Below are 18,340 nucleotides of genomic sequence, written 5' to 3' on the forward strand. Positions count from 1 at the left end.
GTACGGCTAGCCCATCCCTACTCCAGCTCCACTATCGCAGCCCCGAAGTGCCGCCCGCCGATCAGATCCGGCAGCGCCTCGGGCGCGCGATCGATGCCGGTGACCGTCGTGTAAGGGAAGCGGATCTCGCCCGAGCGCAGCCAGCCGCCGAAGCGCGAGGTCCACTCCGCCTCGACCTGCGGGTGGTCGGTACCGCTGTAGCCGCGCAGGGACAGGCCCTTGACGACGAGCCGGTACGAGTCGATCTCGACGGGAGCGCTGCCGCCCGCCCGGTCCGCGGAGAGCTGCCCGGACAGCGCGCCGATCAGCGCGAAGCGCGCGCCCTGGTTGGCCGCGCCGAGAGCCGCGGCCAACTGCTCGCCGCCGACGGTGTCCAGCACGACGTCCACACCGCCGGGCGCCGCCTCGGCGAGCTGACGCGCGAACGGCCCGGAGCCGCGCAACACGACCGCGTCGTAGCCGAGTTCGGAGCGCAGCCGGTCGGCCTTCCACGGCGGGCCCGTACTGCCGATCACCCGGGCCGCGCCCAGCAGCCTGGCGATCTGCCCGGCCAGTGTGCCGACCGCCCCCGCCGCGCCCGTGACGAAGACGGTGTCGCCCGCCCGCACCTGGGCCAGCCGGGTGAGCGCGCCGTACGCGGAGGAACCCTGGGCGAGATACGCCACCGGGTCGGGCAGCGTGTCGTCCAGCACGGCGCACTGGGCGGCGGGCACCAGCGCGTACTCGCGCCAGCCGAGCAGGTGCAGCACCGTGTCACCGGGACGCGGCCCGTCGCCGTCGGGCGCGGCGACCACCTCGCCGACGGCGGGCCCGAAGAGCGTGTCGCCGTGGCGCAGCGGCGGCAGCGGGACGCCGTCGCTCTCACCGCCGAGCAGGGTGCGCAGGCCGGGGAAGACGAGGAAGTGCCGGTTGCGGACGAGGACTTGGCCGGGGCCCGGCTCCGGGAGCGGCGTCTGCACGACGGCGAAGTCCGCGGGTGAGGGCAGTCCTCGGGGGACGGCGACGATCCGCACTTCGCGGCTGGTGCGGGGCAGGACAGAGGGGCTTGCCTGAGGGGTTACCGGTGGCGTTGCGGACATGGACGGGTCTCCTGAGGACGCGCGGATTCGGGGCGGCGGTGTGGTGCGGTGCCGTCGGCCGGGGCGCGGTGACGTTAATCCCTGACCCGCGCGTCAGGGTCAAGCGATGTGCCCTTTTAGGGGATTTGCTGGCGAATTACAGGGTCTTACACCGGTTTCCTGGCTTTCCGGTGACCTGATCAGCGATCTCCACCGCCTGCCGGGCGGCGACCTTCTACACTCCATGACCACCGCCGGTGAGCCACGGCGCACGGGCCGCGAGCCCGGATGAGAAGATCGCAGCGGTACGGATCGGGCGCCGGAAGCGGCGCGGCACAGGTGCCCGCGGAAGCCAGTCGAAGTCGTCTGACACCCGCGGGAGTCGAGGAACGGCGAGGGTGAGCGTGCGGGTCGGAGCGGTCGCGTGAGATTTCTGCACACCTCGGACTGGCACCTGGGACGCTCCTTCCACCGCGTCAGCCTGCTCGACGCCCAGCGCGCCTTTCTCGACCACCTCGTGGACACCGTCCGCGCCGAACGCGTGGACGCCGTCCTCGTCGCCGGGGACGTCTACGACCGCGCGGTCCCGCCGCTGTCCGCCGTCGAACTCTTCGACGACGTATTGCACCGGCTCGCCGACCTGGACGTGCCCACCGTCATGATCTCCGGCAACCACGACTCGGCCCGGCGGCTCGGCGTCGGCGCCCGCGTCATGGGCCGCTCCGGCATCCACCTGCGCACCGACCCGGCGAGCTGCCACCGGCCCGTCGTGCTCACCGACGAACACGGCGACGTCGCCGTCTACGGGCTGCCGTACCTCGAACCGGCCCTGGCCCGCGAGGAGTTCGCCGCCGACCGGGCCGACCACACGGCGGTGCTCGGCGCCGCCATGGACCGGATCCGCGCCGACCTCGCCGAGCGCCCCGCGGGCACGCGCAGCATCGTGCTCGCGCACGCCTTCGTCACCGGCGCCGCGCCCTGCGCCAGCGAGCGCGACATCACCGCGGGCGGCGTCGAGGCCGTACCCGCCGGGGTCTTCGACGGCGTCGACTACGTGGCACTCGGCCACCTGCACGGCTGCCAGACCCTCACCGAGCGCGACGCGACGGGCGAGCCCCTGGCCGAAGGCCAGGGGAGGATCCGCTACTCCGGCTCGCCGCTCGCGTACTCCTTCTCCGAGGAGCACCACCGCAAGAGCATGTGGCTGGTCGGCCTCGGCCCCGAAGGCGCCATCGACGCCGAACGGGTCGACACGCCCGTGCCGCGCGCGCTCGCCCGGATCCGCGGACGTCTCGACGACCTGATCGCCGACCCGGCGCTCGACCGGCACGAGGACGCCTGGGTGGAGGCCACCCTCACCGACCCCTTCCGCCCGCACGAGCCGATGGCCGCGCTCGCGAAACGCTTCCCGCACGTCCTCAGCCTCGCCTTCGAGCCCGAGACCGGTGACGACGACCCGCTCGCCTCGTACGCCAGGCGGCTGCGCGGGCGCAGCGACCAGCAGATCGCCGAGGACTTCGTCGCCCACGTCCGCGGCTCCGCGCCCGCCGCGCACGAGAGCGCCACGCTGAGCGCGGCCTTCGACGCGGTACGGGCGGACACCGTACGGACGGAACGCGCCTGATGCGACTGCACCGCCTCGAACTCACCGCCTTCGGCCCCTTCGCGGCCACCCAGCGCGTCGACTTCGACGAACTCTCCGCCGCCGGGCTCTTCCTCCTGCACGGCCCCACCGGCTCCGGCAAGACCTCCGTCCTGGACGGCGTCTGTTACGCCCTCTACGGCCAGGTGCCCGGCGCCCGGCCGGTGACGCGGCTGCGCAGCGACCACGCGGCGGCGGGCACCGCCACCGAGGTCGTCCTCGAACTGACCGTCGGGACACGGCGGTTGGAGATCACCCGGCGGCCCGAGCAGCCGCGCGCGAAGAAGCGCGGCACCGGCACCACCATGGACAAGGCCGTCACGCTGCTGCGCGAGCACAAGGACGGCGGATGGCAGGCGCTGTCCAAGTCGCACCAGGAGATCGGCGAGGAGATCAAGCAGCTCGTCGGCATGAGCTGCGAGCAGTTCTGCCAGGTCGTGCTGCTGCCGCAGGGCGAATTCGCCACCTTCCTGCGCGCGAGCGCCACCGAAAGGACCGCACTGCTCGGACGGCTCTTCGACACGCGCCGCTTCAAGGCCGTCGAGCACTGGCTGCGCGACCGCAAGCAGGACGCGGCCGGGCGGCTCGCCGCCGGTGACAAGGGGCTGGTCCACCTCGCCGAGCGGATGCGGCAGGCCGCGGGCGGCCTGGCGGCCGGGGCCGTTGCTGACGGAGCGCCGGACGAAGGCCCCTCGCCCGAAGGGCTGTTGGAGTGGGCCGCGGTCCTGCGCTGCGACGCCCGCGAGACCGCCACGATCGCCGCGCAGGCCCTGCGGCACGCCGAGGCCGCCCACCGCGCCGCCGCCACCGGCTTCGACGCCGCCCGCGACCTCTCCGCCCTCCAGTCCCGGCACGCCGAGGCCCGCCGCCGCGCCGCCGCCCTCGACGGCGAGCGCGACCACCGCGCCGCCGCCCGCGACCGCCTGGCCCGCGCCCACCGCGCCGCGACCGTCGAACCCGCCCTCGCCCTGCGCGACAAGGCCGCCCTCCAACACCGTGAAGCCGTCGCCCTCGAAGGCCGCGTCCTCACGGACCTGACGACCGCGGGCGAACAGCCCCCGACGCCCGCCGTACCGCACCACCGATCCCCGGTGGAGACGCCCGCCCGGCAGGCGGCCGGTCCACTGGCGGCCGACGCGCCGGGCCCCCGACCGGCTTCCGGCCCGGCCGAGCCCGGCCGGTCCTCGGACGGCCAAGACGCCGGGCCCGGTGGCCAGTTGCCGCTCGGCGGGCCCGGCGAGCAGCGGTCGGCCGGTGGGCCCGCCGATCGGGCGTCTGTCGGGTACGGCGAAGAGCGGACCGTCAGGCCGACCGAGGTCAGGTCCGTGGACCGTCAGGACGTCAGGCTCGGCGAGCAACGGAAGGCCGACCGGGGCGAGGTGGCACCCGAATCCGCCTCCGTGTCGCCCAACAGCCCGGCGGAGCACGGGTCTTGGCGCGCCGAGGCGCTGGCGGGACGCGCGGGGGAGCTGCGGGAGGAGCTGGGCGGCCTCGCCCGGGCCGGAGAGGCCGAGCAGCGCGTGCGGGAGATCGCCGAGCGGCGCGCGGCGCTCGACCGGGAGGAGCGCGCGGACGAGGGAGCCGTACGCGAGGCCGACGGATGGCTGGAGGAGTGGCCGTCGCTGCGCACCGCCTTGCAGACCAGGGCGGACGGCGCGGCCGAGGCCGCGACCAGGGCTGCGGGCCTGGCGGCTGAGCTGGAGACCGCGCGCCGCCGCAGGGACGCGGCGGACCAACGCGACCGGCTGGCGCAGGAGTTGACGCGGGCTCAGGACCGGGCGCGGGACGCGCGGGACACGGCGGCACGGGCCAGGGAGACGTGGCAGGACCTGCGGGAGGCCAGGATCGACGGCATCGCCGCCGAATTGGCCGAGCAGTTGGCGGACGGCGAGCCCTGCCGGGTGTGCGGCTCGCCGGAACACCCCGCCCCCGCGCGGCCCGCCGCGCAGCAGGTCACCCGCGCCGACGAGGACGCGGCCGGCGCCGCCTACGAACGCGCCACGGCCGGGCACGAGTCGGCGCGTGCCGAAGCCGACCGGATCGGGGCCGCGTGGGAGGCCGCAGCCGCCACGGCGGGGGACGAGCCGCTGGCCCGGCTGACCGCCGCCTGCGCCGTACTGGAGGCCGAACACTCCTCCACCGCACGCGCGGCGGCCGACGTGTCCGAGGCGCGCCGGGCGCTGGAGCGCGCGGAACAGGAGCGCGACCGCCGCACGGCGCAGCGGCACGAGGCACAGAGCAGGACCGACGTACGCACCTCGCGGCGGGAGGAACTGGACGCGCAGCAGCGCCGGTTGAGCGCCGAGTTGGCCCAGGCGCGGGCCGGGTACGCGAGCGTCGCGGACCGGCGGGCCCGGCTGTCGGCGCGGATCGCGCTGCTCGACCGGGCGGCGCACGCCGTACGCGACCGGAGCGACAGCCGGCAGCGGCTCGCGGAGGCCGACACGGCGCTCGCGGAGGCCGCGACCCGCGCCGGTTTCGCGGCCCCCGCCGACGCCGAGGCCGCGCTACTCGACCCGGAACGGCTGTGGCGCGCCGAGCGCGAGGCCGAAGCGTGGGCCAAGGAGGAGGCCGCCGTCGAAGCGGACCTCGCCGCGCCCGAACCCGCCGCCGCGGCCCAACTGCCGCCCGCGGAACCGGCAGCCGCGCAGGCCGCACTCGCCGCCGCGACCGACCGGCTGCGCGCCGCATCGGCCGCCGAGTCCGCCGCCGCGACCCGCCGCGCCGAACTCGACCGGCTGTCCGCGCAGGCCGCCACCCGTACCAGGGAACTCGCCCCGGCCCGCGCGGAGTTCGACGCCATCGCCCGGCTCTCCGACCTCGCCTCCGCCACCACCGCGGAGAACCGCTACCGGATGGAGCTGGAGACGTACGTGCTGGCGGCGCGGCTGGAACAGGTCGCCGCCGCGGCGGCCGTACGCCTCCAGCGCATGTCCTCGGGCCGCTACACCCTCGTGCACACCGACGCGCGCGGCGGCGGCCGGGCCAAGTCGGGGCTCGGCCTGATGGTGGTCGACGCCTGGACCGGCACCGAACGCGACACCGCGACGCTCTCCGGCGGCGAGACCTTCTTCGCGTCGCTCGCCCTCGCGCTCGGCCTCGCCGATGTCGTGACCGACGAGGCGGGCGGCGCCCGCCTCGACACCCTCTTCATCGACGAGGGCTTCGGCAGCCTCGACGACCAGACCCTCGACGAAGTGCTCGACGTCCTCGACGGCCTGCGGGAACGCGACCGCGCGGTGGGCATCGTCAGCCACGTCGCCGACCTGCGGCACCGCATCCCGGCCCAACTGCGGGTCGTCAAGGGCAGGGACGGATCGAGCGTGCGGATGCGGACCGGGGCACCGGCCGCCGCCGGAGGCGGGCCGGTCAGAGCGTGAGGGGGCGCCGCTCCAGCGGTGAGGAGTAGACGATGCTGGTCGTGACCGCGCCGAGCCCGGCGATCCGCCCGGTGGTCTCCTCCAGATGCCGCATGGACCGCGCCGCGACCTTCATCACGAAGCAGTCGTCCCCCGTCACGTGATGCGCCTCGAGCACCTCGGGGGTGGTCGCCAGCATGTCGTGGAACGGCCGGTAATTGCCGGTCGGATAGCGCAGCCGGACCATCGCGAGGATCGGCAGCCCGATCCGGTCGTGGTCGATCACCGCCGAATATCCGGTGATCACCCCGGCCTCCTCCAGGCGCCGGACCCGCTCCGTGACGGCGCTCGGCGACATCGAGACGGTACGGGCCAGCTCGGCGTAACTGGCCCGGCCGTCGCGTTGCAGGGCCTCCAGCAGCCGCCAGTCGGTCGGGTCGAGGGAATAAGCGGTCATGCACGAGGGATAGCAGGGGAAAGCCCGGCCGATCAAGGCATTTGCGGGGGAAGCGCACTTCCGGCAAGCCGGGCGCGACCGTAGATTCTGCGCCATGACACAGCGGACATCCCAGCTCAGCGCCACCCCTGCCACCGCCGTCGGCCCGGTCCTGCGGGTGCCGCCGGCAGCCCCCGCCGACGCCGCCGCGTACTTCGCGGCCTCCCTGGCCTTCCACACCGACGTCTCCGATGTCGCCGCGTCACTGGAGGCGGCCCGCGCCACGGGCGGCGACCCCGGCTTCGTCGTGCTCGACTCCCGCTCCACCGAGTCCTGGGACCAGGGCCACATCCCCGGCGCCGTCCACCTGCCGACCGCGCGCGTCCCCGAACTCGCCGCCGAAATCCTCGACCGCGACGTCCCGGTCGTCGTCCACTGCTGGGGCCCCGCCTGCAACGGCGCCACCCGCGCCGCCCTCGCCCTGGCCGGCTTCGGCTACCGGGTCAAGGAAATGCTCGGCGGCATGGAGTACTGGATCCGCGAGGGCCTCGCGTACGAGACGGCCGACAGCCCCGCCCGGCGCGCGGCCGACCCCCTGACCGCGCCGGTCGGCGCCGACGACTGCGGCTGCTGACCCCGACGTCCGCCTGTTCGGCCGTTCAGTCCGGCAGCGACGTCAGCTCGTACGCCCACAGCTCGCCGCGGTCCGCGACCCGCACGAAGCCGACGCGCTCCAGAACGGCCTGCGACGGGCGGTTCGCCGGTTCCGTGGTGGCGAGCACCACCAGCACACCCGGCTGCGCGAGCGCCCACTGGCACAGCACCCGCGCCGCGTCCGTGGCCCAGCCCGCGCCCCGCCCCGACTCCGACAGGTCGTACCCGATCTCCACCGCGCCGCCGTCCGGCGGCCCGTGGAACCCGGCGCCGCCCAGCGCCACCAGGTCGTCACTGCGCTGTATCGCGAAGACGCCCCAGCCCGGCCGGTAGACGCCCGCCGCGGCGGCGGCCACCGTCATCGAGGCCGCGCCCACCGTGCCGTCCCCCGGCACGCCGTCGACCCACACCAACCCGGCGGGCTTGCCGTCCGCCAACAGCGCCGCGTCCTCCGGAAGCTGCTCACGCAGGGTCAACCGGCCCTGCGTCAGCACCAGCCGTCCACCGTCATGGGAAGCGTGCAACGTCATCGAGCCGTACCGCCTTCTGCGAGCTGTCGTCCCGGCGTCGAACCGGAAGGCAGCAGCGTAACCGCCTCGCGCGGCGACCCCGTGCCGAGGGCCGCGCCCGGCTTTTCCGCGGGCGGGGGGAACCGCGCGACCGGCCCCCACGGGGCCGCGGGCACAGGGTCGCCCCAGTGGGGCAGACGCTGTTTCGCGACCACCGGACCGGTGGGGGCCGAGCGCGCGGTTCCCCCCGGCGCGCCTTCTGGGCACAGGTCTCCCCGGGCGGCGAGGCGGGGCTCGCGTCACCGGGAAATGCCCCGACCGGAGGTCAGAGCGCCGAGATCTCCGCCACCAGGTCGTCGAGTCCCAGCGACCCGAGCGACAGGGCCGCCATGTGCCACGCCTTGGCGTCGAAGGCGTCGCCGTGCGCCGCGCGAGCGGTCTCGCGGCCGGTGAGCCAGGCACGCTCGCCGAGCTTGTAGCCGATGGCCTGGCCGGGCATGCCGAGGTAGCGGATGAGCTCGCTGTCGACGAAGTCGGCGGGCCGGCCGCTGTGGAGGCCGAAGAACTCGCGGGCCAGCTCGGGCGTCCAGCGCTCGCCCGGGTGGAAGGGCGAGTCGGCGGGGATGTCCAGTTCGAGGTGCATGCCGATGTCGACGATGACGCGGTTGGCCCGCATCATCTGGGCGTCCAGGTACCCCAGGCGCCGCTCGGGGTCGGTGAGGAAGCCCAGCTCGTCCATGAGGCGCTCGGCGTACAGCGCCCAGCCCTCCGCGTTGGCGCTGACCATGCCGACGGTGGCCTGGTAGCGGGACAGGCTCTCGGCGACGTGCACCCACTGCGCGATCTGGAGGTGATGGCCCGGCACACCCTCGTGGTACCAGGTGGAGACCAGGTCGAAGATCGGGAAACGGGTCTTGCCCATCGTCGGCAGCCACGTACGGCCGGGACGGCTGAAGTCCTCCGAAGGACCGGTGTAGTACGGGGCCGCCGCGCCGCCGGGGGGCGCGATCCGGGACTCGACGCGCTTGACCCGGTCGGCCAGCTCGAAGTGCGTACCGTCCAGCGCCTGGATCGCCTCGTCCATCAGGCCCTGGAGCCAGTCGCGTACCTCGTCCACGCCCTCGATGGCGGTGCCGTGCTGGTCCAGGTGGGCCAGCACCTCCCAGGGGGACTTGTCGGGCAGGATCTTCGCGGCCTCGGCGACCATCTCGGCGTGGATGCGGTGGTATTCGGACCAGCCGTACGCGTACGCCTCGTCCAGGTCGAGGTCCGTACCGTTCCACAGCCGGCACCAGCGGGCGTAGCGCTCGCGGCCCACGGTGTCGGACGTGCCCTCGGCGGCGGGGGCGTACGTGTCGCGCAGCCAGTCGCGCAGGGCCGCGTAGGCGGCGGTGGTCTCGGCGGCGGCGGCGTCCAGCTCGGCGCGCAGCTCCTGCGGCCCCTCGGCGACGAGCGCGGTGAACCAGCTCTCCCCGCCGTCGTCGCCGATCCACTCACCGATCTGGCCGATGACCGTCGACACCTGGCGCGGGCCCGCGTACAGCTTGCGGGACATGCCCTCGGCGAGCGCGGCGCGGTAACTGTCGAGCGCGGCCGGGACGGCGCGCAGCCGGGCGGCGAGATCGGCGTAGTCCGCCGCGGAGTCGGTCGGCATGAGGGTGAACGCGTCCCGGACGCTGTGCGCGGGGGAGCTGAGGTTGCTCACCGCGCGCAGGTGCTCGTCGGCCGCGTGCACGGCGAGTTCCGCGCTCAGCCGCTCGCGCAGCAGCCGCGCGCACCGCCGCTCGGCGTCGCTCTCGCCACCGGGCCGCGCCTCCGCCTCGGTCAACCGGTCCAGCGTGGCACGGGCCAGCGCGGCCAGGGCGTCGGCGCCGGCCGGTGAGAAGTCCGGCAGGCGGCGGGCGCTGCCGGGGGCGCCGAGGTAGGTGCCGAGGACCGGGTCGAGAGCGAGGAGATCGTCGACGTAGGTGTCGGCGACCTGGCGGGGCAGAGGGCTGCTGGTGATATTGGACATGGCGCCATCCTGGTACGAGACCGGCCCTCGCGTCACCACCATTGTGTGCGTGGTGCCTTACGCCTGGCGCGTACGCCGCAGCTGGGGGCGTGTTCCCCGGCCCTCGCGCCCCGCGGAACAGCCCCGCCGGGCCGGTACGGATCGGACCGTCCGGGTCACGGCGTGGGCGGCAGCAGCGGGCCGCACGCCCACTGCTGGAAGATCAGCCGCGTCTCGACCCGCGCGACCTCCCGCCGTGAGGTGAACTCGTCGATCACCAGCCGCTGGAGATCGGTGGCACCGGTCACCGCGACATGCACCAGATAGTCGTCGGGCCCGGTGAGGTGGAACAGGGCGCGGGACTCCGGCAGCGCGCGGACGCGGTCCACGAACGGTGTGATCAACTCCCTGCGGTGCGGCCGTACCTGCACCAGAAGAAGCGCCTCCAGACCGCGGCCCAGCTTCGCCGGGTCCAGCCGCAGCTCGTGCCCGAGGATCACGCCGCCGCGCCGCAGCCGGGCCACCCGGTCGAGGCAGGTCGACGGCGCCACACCGACGGCCGCCGCGAGGTCGCGGTACGTGGTCCGGGCATCGTTCTGCAGCAGCCGGAGAATCTCCAGATCCACCGGATCCAGCGCGACGGAATCAGACATCGGGCGAACGTAGCACGGGCGTTCTCCCACGACGCCCGGCGAGCGTTCAGCCTGGAGCACATGGAGACGACAGCAGCAACGACACCGTCCCGGCCCCGCCTGACCCTGGCCACCGAGGCCGTGCACGCCGGGCGCGAAGACCTCGCGGCCCTCGGCGTGCACGCCGTGCCGCTCGACCTGTCCACCACCTACCCGTCGTACGACAGCCGCGCCGAGGCCCGGCGGATCGACGCCTTCGCCGCCACCGGCGAACAGCTCGAAGGCCCGCCCGTCTACGCCCGGCTGGACAATCCCACCACCGCCCGCTTCGAGACCGCGCTGGCCCGGCTGGAGGGCACCGAGGCCGCGGTGGCCTTCGCCAGCGGGATGGCCGCGCTGACCGCCTGCCTGCTGGCGCGCGCCGCCGACGGGCTGCGTCATGTCGTCGCCGTCCGGCCGCTGTACGGATGCAGCGACCACCTGCTGACGGCCGGACTGCTCGGTACCGAGGTGACCTGGACCGACCCGGCGGGCATCGCGGACGCGATGCGGCCCGACACCGGTCTCGTCATCGTCGAGACGCCCGCCAACCCGACGCTCGCGGAGGTCGATCTGCGGGCCGTCGCCCACTCCTGCGGCACCGTGCCGCTGCTGGTCGACAACACCTTCGCCACGCCCGTACTCCAGAGGCCCGCCGAATCCGGCGCCCGGGTCGTGCTGCACAGCGCGACCAAGTACCTGGGCGGCCACGGCGACGTGCTCGGCGGCGCCGTGGCCTGCGACGAGGATTTCGCGCGGCGCCTGCGCAAGGTGCGGTTCGCCACCGGAGGCGTCCTGCACCCGCTCGCCGGCTACCTCCTGCTGCGCGGGCTCTCCACGCTTCCGGTACGCATGCGGGCGGCCTCCGCGACCGCCGCGGAACTGGCCCAGCGCCTCACCGCCGATCCCCGCGTGGGCGCCGTCCACTACCCGCGGATCGGCGGGGCCATGATCGCCTTCGAAGTCCTCGGCGACCCCCACGCCGTCATCGGCGGCGTCCGCCTCATCACCCCGGCCGTCAGCCTCGGCAGCGTCGACACCCTCATCCAGCACCCCGCCTCCATCAGCCACCGCATCGTCCCCGAGGCCGATCGCTCCCGCTCCGGCGTCAGCGAACGGCTCCTCCGCCTTTCGGTCGGCCTCGAAGACGTCGACGACCTCTGGTCCGACCTGACGCTCGCGCTCGCGTCCTCCACCACCTCGGCCGCACCCGGCGTACGTCGCATCGACGTCTGACCGCGTTCTCCGCTGACGCAGGAGGGTAGGCCGATCGTTTGAGGGGCGCGGGGAACTGCGCGCTCAGCCACGATGGTGGCGGGCCTTGAAATACCGGCCCCGGAGGGGCAGTTGCTGTCGTTCTCGGGCTGACAGCCCGGTGGGGGCGGGCCGCGCAGTTCCCCGCGCCCCTGGAAATCAGGCCCTGCGCGACGGCAGTGCACCCGCCCCGCGCCCCTTCGGGGCGTGACCCGAGGCGTCAGGTGCGGTCCTGGGTGGTGCGGGGGAGGGGGGAAGGGGCGTCGGCAGACGCCAGGGTGGCGGTGATGACGAGGGTGCCGTCCTCGACCTGGTAGTCGAGCGGCAGCGCGAGCTCGCGCATGGCGGCGACCATGCCGGTGTTGGTCGACTGCGTGACAGCGTAAACGCTGTCACGCCCGGCCTCGGCGGCCATGGCGACCAGCTTGCGCAGCATGGCCGCACCGATGCCGCGCCGCTGCCAGCCGTCCTCGACGAGGAGGGCGACCTCGTTCTCGTCGCCGTCCCAGAGAAGGTGGCCGAGGGCGACCAGGCGGCCGGAGGCGGTCTCGACGGCGAGGGACTGGCCGAAGCGGGGGCTGAGCAGGTGGGCGAGGTAGCGGTCGGCGTCGCCCACGGGGCCGTGGTAGCGCAGGGCGAGAGTGCCGGGGGAGCAGCGCTCGTGCATGGCCAGGGCGGCTTCGCGGTCCTCGGGCCCGGCGCGGCGGATCGTGATCTCGTTGCCCTCGGGGAGCGTCAGGACGTCCTTGGCGTCGGGCGTCCTGGCCCCGAGGCGCGCGCCGAGCCGCGCGTCGAGTTCCAGCAGGGCCCGCGCCCTGGCGAACTCGGTGGGCGTGAAGGGGAGATGGTCGCGCTGGACGGTGATCGTGCCGCCCGACGGGTCGCGCAGCCGCATCACGGTTCCGTCGAGCGCGTCCTCGGCGTGAGCGGTGGCGTCGGCGGGCGCGGGCGTCGAGCGGATGGTGCAGCGGCCGAACAACTGCCGCAGCGCGAGCGGCAGTTCCGCCGCGTCGAGCGCCGTACGGGTGGCCAGGGTGAGCATGCGGGTCGGGGTGTCCACCAGGTCGTGGGCGTCCGCCCGCTCCGTCCATGTGTCGGTGCCGCCCGCGGCGGTGACGGTCCGGGCGAGCGCCGTGGCGGGCAGCGCCGCAGGGGCCCGCAGCAGGAACTCGTCCACCGTGCCGTCGGCCAGCGGGTGCGTCTGAAGGGTGACGATGTCGACGCGGCTGCCCGCGAGCGCCGTGCACACCGCGCCCAGGCTGCCGGGGGCGTCGCGCACGGTCGTCCGCAGCCGCCACAGCGTCGTCTCGCCGTCGGTACGGTCGCCCGCGCGCTCGGCGCCTGCCTCGTCGGCGGATGCGTCGGCGCGTCCGTCCTCGCCCGACCGCGGCGCGGCGGCCGGTGGCGCGTGGCCGCGCCCGCGTGCCCACCAGGTGTGGAAGCCCGCGACCGCGAGCAGCGCCGCCGCCGACATGACCAGCAGCACCCGGCCGTCGGGTCCGTGCCCCACCGTCTCGGCGATCAGGTCGGCGGTGGCCATCGCCGTGAACAGCGCGGCCACTTCGACGAATTCGCGGCGCCAGTGATGCTGACGGGATCCGGGATGGGCAGGAGTCGACTGAGACATACGTCTACCATGCCTAAGATGTGTTGCGTGATCACGAACGTTCCGTGACCGGCCGGTAAAGGACGGATCTTTTCGGTTAACTTACGTTTTCAACGTTTTTGCCGAATGCGCCCCTCTCGCGCCGGAGTGCGGCATCCATGGCCCCATGGTCAACGAGCCCCCGCGCCGCCTACGATGGCCCGACTTCACCCCGCCGCGGACCACCCGAGCCGCCCTACCCGCGCCGAAGCAGCTACCCCCACCGGCGCAGCGACGATGACTGCAGAACAGACACCGCACACCTTCCAGGTCGATCTGCGTGGCCTGGTGGATCTCCTCTCCCACCACCTCTACTCCAGCCCGAAGGTCTACCTGCGGGAACTTCTGCAGAACGGCGTCGACGCGATCACCGCCCGCCGCGCGCAGGACCAGGACGCGCCCGCCCGCGTCCTGCTGCACACCGAACCCGGCGCGCTGCGCGTCGAGGACACCGGGATCGGCCTCACCGAGGCCGACGTGCACAATCTGCTGGCCACCATCGGACGCAGCTCCAAGCGCGACGCGCTGGAGAACGGCATCGCCTCCGCCCGCACCGAATTCCTCGGCCAGTTCGGCATCGGCCTGCTGGCCTGCTTCGTCGTCGCCGACACCATCCGCGTGGTCAGCCGCTCCGCCCGGACCCCGGACGCGCCGCCGGTCGAATGGTCCGCGCGCGACGACGGCTCGTACACCGTACGCACGCTGCCGGACGACGCCAGGACCGAACCCGGCACCACCGTGCACCTCACCGCGCGGCCCGGCGCCGCCGACTGGTTCACACCCGAGCGGGTCACCGCCGTCACCCGCGACTTCGGCTCGCTGCTGCCGTACGACATCCGGGTGGACGACACGCCCGTCACCGACCGGCCGCCGGTCTGGGAGCGCCGGCACGCCAGCGCCGGGGCCCGCCGGGTGGAGTTGGCCAGGCACTGCCAGGAGCAGTTCGGCTTCCTGCCGCTGGACGCCATCGACCTCGACGTGCCGGTCGCCGGAGTGCGCGGCATCGCGTACGTCCTGCCCTCGGCCGTCAGCCCGGCCCAGCGCGCGGGCCACCGCGTGCACCTCAAGGGCATGCTGCTCACCGACCGCGCCGACGAACTCCTCCCGGACTGGGCCTTCTTCGTCCGCTGCGTCATCGACACCGACAGCCTGCGGCCGACCGCGTCCCGCGAACACCTCTACGCCGACGAGACGCTCGCCGCCGTCCGCGACGCGCTGGGCGAGCGGATCAAGGAGTGGCTGACGACGCTGGCCGCGGGCGAGCCGGAACGCCTCGGACACTTCCTGTCCGTGCACCACCTCGGCGTGAAGACGCTCGCCCGGCACGACCCCGACCTGCTGCGGGTGATGCTGCCCTGGCTGCCGTTCGAGACCACCGACGGGCAGCAGTCGCTCGACGAATTCGCCCGCCGCCACCCGACCGTGCACTTCACCCGCACCGTCGAGGAATTCCGCCAGGTCGCCGCCATCGCCGCCGCCCAGGGCATGGGCGTGGTCAACGGCGGTTACACGTACGACGCCGACCTGGTCGGGATGCTCCCGCGGGTACGGCCGGGCACCCCGGTCGCGGAACTGGACGCCGACACCGTCACCGCCCACCTCGACACGGTCGACCCGGCCGAGGAACTGGCCCTGTCGGGCTTCCTCGCCGTCGCCCGCGCCGCACTCGACCCGCTGGGGTGCGACGTCGTGCTGCGCACGTTCCACCCGCTCACCGTTCCCGCGCTGCACCTCGACGACCGGTCGGCCCGGCACGAGCGCGCCCGCGAGGAGGAAGAGGAACAGGCCGACGACCTGTGGGCGGGCATCCTCGGATCGCTGCGCGGCACCGCGCCCAGGGCCCGGCTGGTCCTGAACCACCTCAACCCGCTGGTGCGCAGGATCGGCGCGCTCGGCGCCCGCGACCTGGTGGCCAGCTCCGTCGAAGCGCTGTACGGTCAGGCGCTGTTGATGGCGCAGCGGCCGTTGCGGCCCGCCGACACCGCGCTGCTCAACCGGGCCTTCCTCGACCTGCTCCAGTGGGCCACCGACCACCCGGCCGGGCAGGAGGAGGGCCGATGAGGACGACGTGTCCGACCGGGCCACGGCGCGGCGTCCCGGGGAGCCCACGATGACCGGCGAGCCCACGACCGCGGCGGATCTGCGCCGGGCCATCCAGGAGAACGCGGCGGAGCCGGAGGGCGCGGCCCGCAACGCCCGCGCCGAGCGCATCGCCGAGGAGGCCGACCGCACCGGTGACCGGCCGCTGATCATCGAGGCGCTGTTCAATCTGCTCACCGCGTACAACTACAGCTCCGAGTCCGACAAGAGATTCGTGCCCTTCGCGAAGGCGCTGCGGATGTGGGACGAACAGCCGGGCGACTTCGACGAGTTCAGCGCCAAGAGCCTGCACTGGTACTTCAAGTGGGTCTCCAGCGGCATGCTCGACCAGCCGCACATCCCGCTGGCCGCCATCGAGAAGTGGCAGGCCGAGATGGAACACCGCTACCGGCTCGCCGGATACTCCGAACGCGCCGTACGGCAGGGCCAGTTCAGGATCGCCCGGCACATCGGCGACCTGCCGCGCGCCGAGGCCGCCTTCGCCGCGTGGCTGGCCGCCGACCGCGACGTGATGAGCGACTGCCACGCCTGCGAACTGCACGCCCAGGGCGGCTGGCGGGTGCGCCTCGGCGACGACCGGCGGGCGCTGGAGAGCTGGCAGCCGGTACTGGCGGGCGAGTTGACGTGTGCGCACGAGCCGCACGGGGTGCTGGCCTCCTCGCTGCTGCCGCTGCTCAGGACCGGCAGCGCCGACCTGGCCCGCGCCAACCACCTGCGCGGCTACCGGATGGTCCGGTCGATGGAGAGCATGCGGTCCGCCGTCGCCCAGCACATCGAATTCTGCGCGCTCACCGGCAACGAGGCGCGCGGCCTGGAGATCCTGGCCGCACACCCCGCGCACTTCACCGCCGCGGGCGACCCCGACAGCCTCATGGACCACCACGCCGTCACCGCGCTGCTCACCGCACGGCTCACCGCGCTCGGCCACGCCGACCGACCGGTGCCGGGACCGGCGGGACGCGACTGGACCGCCGCCGACCTGCACACCCATGCCCGCACCCGCGCCCTGGAGTTGGCGCACAGCTTCGACGCCCGCAACGGCACACGGGCCGTCTCCGAGGCCGTACGGGAGCGGATGGCGCGCCAACCCCTGCTGGAACGGCTGCCGTTGGGAATTCGGGCGGCGCGGCTCGGCGAGGCGGCTGCCACGGAGGCGGGACCGGCCCTTCCCCCGCCGCGGGCCGACTCCGCACCGGCAGAACCCGGCGCCGACGACCTGCCGGACATGGTCGCCGAGGCGCGGCGGCTCAGCGGCGGCGGCGACCCGCGGGCCCACCAGGCGTGGGCGGACGTGGCCGCCGCCGTGGAACGGACCGGCGCCGAAGTGGACGCCGCGGCGCGCGCGGAGATCACCGACAACGCCGCGATGGCCGCGATCGGCGAACCCGTACGGTCCCGCGAGCTGTTCCTGCGCGCCGCGCGGCAGTTCGAGGACGCGCGGGAGCCGGGGGAGGCCGCGGCGAGCCGGGCCCGCGCCGCCTACGCGCTCGCGCTCACCGGCGAGGCGGACGAGGCGCTGCGGGCAGTCGAGGAGCAGTGCGCGGTGCTGCGCGACCTGCACGGCGGGGAGCGGGCCACCGCCCGCCAGGTCAGCGGCGCGGGTCTGCTGCGCTGCCGCGTCCTGCTGGCCGCCGCGGCGGGCGGCGACGACGAGGCCCGGCGGGCCGCGCTCGCGGAGGCCGCCCAACAGGCCGCCGACGTGGCCGAGTTCAGCGACGAGCACCAGGCCGAGCCGGGGATGACCGGACGCCTCGCGGACGCCACCGTCATGCTCGGACGGCTCGCCGCCGGCCGCGGCGACGGCGAGCGGGCCGTCCGACTCCTCACCCGAGGAGCCGAGTTGCACCACGCGGCGGAACAGCCCTGGTACGCCGCCGAGCCCGAGGCGGCCCTCGCCGACCTGACACTGCGCGGCGGCGACCCCGAGACCGCGGCCGACTGCGCGCGCGCCGCGCTCGACCACGGCGCCGACGTACTCGAACCGCCGCACCGCGCCCATCTGCACCTGCTCATCGCCCAGGCGCGCGCCGCGCTCGGCGACGACGAACAGGCCGCGGCCGAGGCGCTGGAGGCCGCGACCTGGGCCGACGAGGCCGGCCACGGCGACGACATGGGCGCCACCGCCCGGCTGCTGTTCGGCGGCGCGCTGCGGCGGCTCGGCCGGGCCGAGGAAGGCGCCTGCGTCCTGGAGTCCGTGCTTCCCGACCTGGAACGCGGCGGCAACGAGGCCCAGATCGTCCAGGCCCGCTGGTGGCTCGCCGAGTGCCAACTCGACCTCGGCGAGGCCCGCGAGGCCGCCGAGCAGTTCCTGCGCGCCGCCCGGGTCGCCGAGGGCTGGGACGACCCCTGCGACCACGCCATGCTCGCCAATCTCGCCGCCGACGCGCTCAACCGCGCCGGTCTGCACGACGAGGCCGTACGCGCCTACGCCCGCGCCGAGGACCTCTGGCGCGCCGTGGGCGACCCGCATGCCCTCATCCGCACCCTGCGCGCCCGCGCCTGGATCGAAGTCGGTGAAGGCCGCGGCGGCATCACCGTGGCCCGCTCCCTCATGACCGCCGCCGCCGACACCGTGCGTCAGGCACTCGAAGCCGCCGACCCCGACGACGGGACGGCCACCGGCCACCTGCGCGTGGACCTCGCCGACACCTACCGCCAGACCGCCGAGATCGTCCTACGCGCGGCGGGCGGGACCGACGGCTCCGACGACGGTCCGGGCGACACGGACGCCGTCCACGAGGAGGCCCTGGCACTGGCCGACCTCGCCATCGCCACCCTCACCCCGCTGGGCGCCGCCGCCCGCGACGACCGCACCGCCGCCACCCTCATGGCCGCCTGGCTGGAAGCCGACCTCGCCCGCCCAACCGCCGCCGCCACCCGCGCCCGTACCGTCACCGCCGAATACGCCGACGCCCAGGGCCCCACGGCCGACGCCCGCCGCGCCGAGGCCGCCTCGATCCTCGACTACACCAGCGCCGACCGGGCGGACGACGAGAGCTGAGGCCGGGCTCAGGACCGC

The 18,340-nt window shown here is 74.6% G+C and carries 12 protein-coding genes; 6 read left to right on the forward strand and 6 right to left on the reverse strand.

Translation table 11 applies throughout. From position 1 onward, the window contains the following. Window positions 1–17: 17 nt before the first annotated feature. Window positions 18–1,079: an MDR family NADP-dependent oxidoreductase gene (locus ACIO6U_RS23515; RefSeq protein ID WP_401721869.1), complete on the reverse strand. Its 1,062-nt coding sequence runs from the start codon at window positions 1,077–1,079 to the stop codon at window positions 18–20. 403 nt (window positions 1,080–1,482) lie between these two features. Here ACIO6U_RS23515 and ACIO6U_RS23520 point away from each other — a divergent pair, with 403 nt between their 5' ends. Beyond that, the gene (locus ACIO6U_RS23520; protein ID WP_401721872.1) at window positions 1,483–2,682 is read left to right on the forward strand and encodes an exonuclease SbcCD subunit D; all 1,200 of its coding nucleotides are present in this window, start codon (window positions 1,483–1,485) and stop codon (window positions 2,680–2,682) included. Continuing rightward, on the forward strand, window positions 2,682–6,080 hold the full coding sequence (locus ACIO6U_RS23525) for an AAA family ATPase (RefSeq protein ID WP_401721875.1): 3,399 nt from the start codon (window positions 2,682–2,684) through the stop codon (window positions 6,078–6,080). Before ACIO6U_RS23520 ends, ACIO6U_RS23525 begins: the two co-directional genes overlap by 1 nt. Here the strand turns inward: ACIO6U_RS23525 and ACIO6U_RS23530 are convergent. Then, window positions 6,070–6,516 (reverse strand): Lrp/AsnC family transcriptional regulator, encoded by a 447-nt coding sequence (locus ACIO6U_RS23530; RefSeq protein ID WP_355341274.1) that lies wholly within the window; start codon window positions 6,514–6,516, stop codon window positions 6,070–6,072. The genes ACIO6U_RS23525 and ACIO6U_RS23530 overlap by 11 nt on opposite strands. A 94-nt stretch (window positions 6,517–6,610) precedes the next feature. On the opposite strand from ACIO6U_RS23530, the gene ACIO6U_RS23535 reads away from it, so the two are divergent. After that, window positions 6,611–7,129, forward strand: a complete 519-nt coding sequence (locus ACIO6U_RS23535; protein ID WP_401721878.1) for a rhodanese-like domain-containing protein — start codon at window positions 6,611–6,613, stop codon at window positions 7,127–7,129. Window positions 7,130–7,154: 25 nt separating this feature from the next. On the opposite strand, the gene ACIO6U_RS23540 is transcribed toward ACIO6U_RS23535, so the two are convergent. The 3 genes from ACIO6U_RS23540 to ACIO6U_RS23550 all read right to left on the reverse strand — a co-directional run bounded on the left by ACIO6U_RS23540 (window position 7,155) and on the right by ACIO6U_RS23550 (window position 10,304). Further along, on the reverse strand, window positions 7,155–7,679 hold the full coding sequence (locus ACIO6U_RS23540) for a GNAT family protein (protein ID WP_355341268.1): 525 nt from the start codon (window positions 7,677–7,679) through the stop codon (window positions 7,155–7,157). Window positions 7,680–7,983: 304 nt separating this feature from the next. After that, window positions 7,984–9,672 (reverse strand): DUF885 domain-containing protein, encoded by a 1,689-nt coding sequence (locus ACIO6U_RS23545; RefSeq protein WP_355341265.1) that lies wholly within the window; start codon window positions 9,670–9,672, stop codon window positions 7,984–7,986. 155 nt (window positions 9,673–9,827) lie between these two features. After that, the gene (locus ACIO6U_RS23550) at window positions 9,828–10,304 is read right to left on the reverse strand and encodes an Lrp/AsnC family transcriptional regulator (RefSeq protein WP_355341262.1); all 477 of its coding nucleotides are present in this window, start codon (window positions 10,302–10,304) and stop codon (window positions 9,828–9,830) included. A 60-nt stretch (window positions 10,305–10,364) separates the two neighbouring features. Here ACIO6U_RS23550 and ACIO6U_RS23555 point away from each other — a divergent pair, with 60 nt between their 5' ends. Next, window positions 10,365–11,558 (forward strand): trans-sulfuration enzyme family protein, encoded by a 1,194-nt coding sequence (locus ACIO6U_RS23555; protein ID WP_401721881.1) that lies wholly within the window; start codon window positions 10,365–10,367, stop codon window positions 11,556–11,558. Window positions 11,559–11,796: 238 nt separating this feature from the next. Here ACIO6U_RS23555 and ACIO6U_RS23560 read toward each other — a convergent pair whose 3' ends face one another. After that, window positions 11,797–13,203, reverse strand: coding sequence for a GNAT family N-acetyltransferase (locus tag ACIO6U_RS23560; protein ID WP_401721884.1), 1,407 nt, complete (start codon window positions 13,201–13,203; stop codon window positions 11,797–11,799). 255 nt (window positions 13,204–13,458) lie between these two features. On the opposite strand from ACIO6U_RS23560, the gene ACIO6U_RS23565 reads away from it, so the two are divergent. Further along, window positions 13,459–15,282, forward strand: a complete 1,824-nt coding sequence (locus tag ACIO6U_RS23565; protein WP_391045183.1) for an HSP90 family protein — start codon at window positions 13,459–13,461, stop codon at window positions 15,280–15,282. A 49-nt stretch (window positions 15,283–15,331) separates the two neighbouring features. Beyond that, the gene (locus ACIO6U_RS23570; protein WP_401721887.1) at window positions 15,332–18,322 is read left to right on the forward strand and encodes a tetratricopeptide repeat protein; all 2,991 of its coding nucleotides are present in this window, start codon (window positions 15,332–15,334) and stop codon (window positions 18,320–18,322) included. Window positions 18,323–18,340 lie beyond the last annotated feature (18 nt).

Origin of the sequence: Streptomyces sp. NPDC087422 (assembly GCF_044744145.1) — a bacterium.
Taxonomy (GTDB): Bacteria; Actinomycetota; Actinomycetes; order Streptomycetales; family Streptomycetaceae; genus Actinacidiphila.

Bases quoted from the DNA above. Each gene is read 5' to 3' on its own strand.
- ACIO6U_RS23515 (WP_401721869.1), bottom strand. From the start codon at position 1,079: ATGTCCGCAACGCCACCGGTAACCCCTCAGGCAAGCCCCTCTGTCCTG.
- ACIO6U_RS23525 (WP_401721875.1), top strand. From the start codon at position 2,682: ATGCGACTGCACCGCCTCGAACTCACCGCCTTCGGCCCCTTCGCGGCC.
- ACIO6U_RS23530 (WP_355341274.1), bottom strand. From the start codon at position 6,516: ATGACCGCTTATTCCCTCGACCCGACCGACTGGCGGCTGCTGGAGGCC.
- ACIO6U_RS23535 (WP_401721878.1), top strand. From the start codon at position 6,611: ATGACACAGCGGACATCCCAGCTCAGCGCCACCCCTGCCACCGCCGTC.
- ACIO6U_RS23540 (WP_355341268.1), bottom strand. From the start codon at position 7,679: ATGACGTTGCACGCTTCCCATGACGGTGGACGGCTGGTGCTGACGCAG.
- ACIO6U_RS23545 (WP_355341265.1), bottom strand. From the start codon at position 9,672: ATGTCCAATATCACCAGCAGCCCTCTGCCCCGCCAGGTCGCCGACACC.
- ACIO6U_RS23550 (WP_355341262.1), bottom strand. From the start codon at position 10,304: ATGTCTGATTCCGTCGCGCTGGATCCGGTGGATCTGGAGATTCTCCGG.
- ACIO6U_RS23555 (WP_401721881.1), top strand. From the start codon at position 10,365: ATGGAGACGACAGCAGCAACGACACCGTCCCGGCCCCGCCTGACCCTG.
- ACIO6U_RS23560 (WP_401721884.1), bottom strand. From the start codon at position 13,203: ATGTCTCAGTCGACTCCTGCCCATCCCGGATCCCGTCAGCATCACTGG.
- ACIO6U_RS23565 (WP_391045183.1), top strand. From the start codon at position 13,459: ATGACTGCAGAACAGACACCGCACACCTTCCAGGTCGATCTGCGTGGC.
- ACIO6U_RS23570 (WP_401721887.1), top strand. From the start codon at position 15,332: ATGACCGGCGAGCCCACGACCGCGGCGGATCTGCGCCGGGCCATCCAG.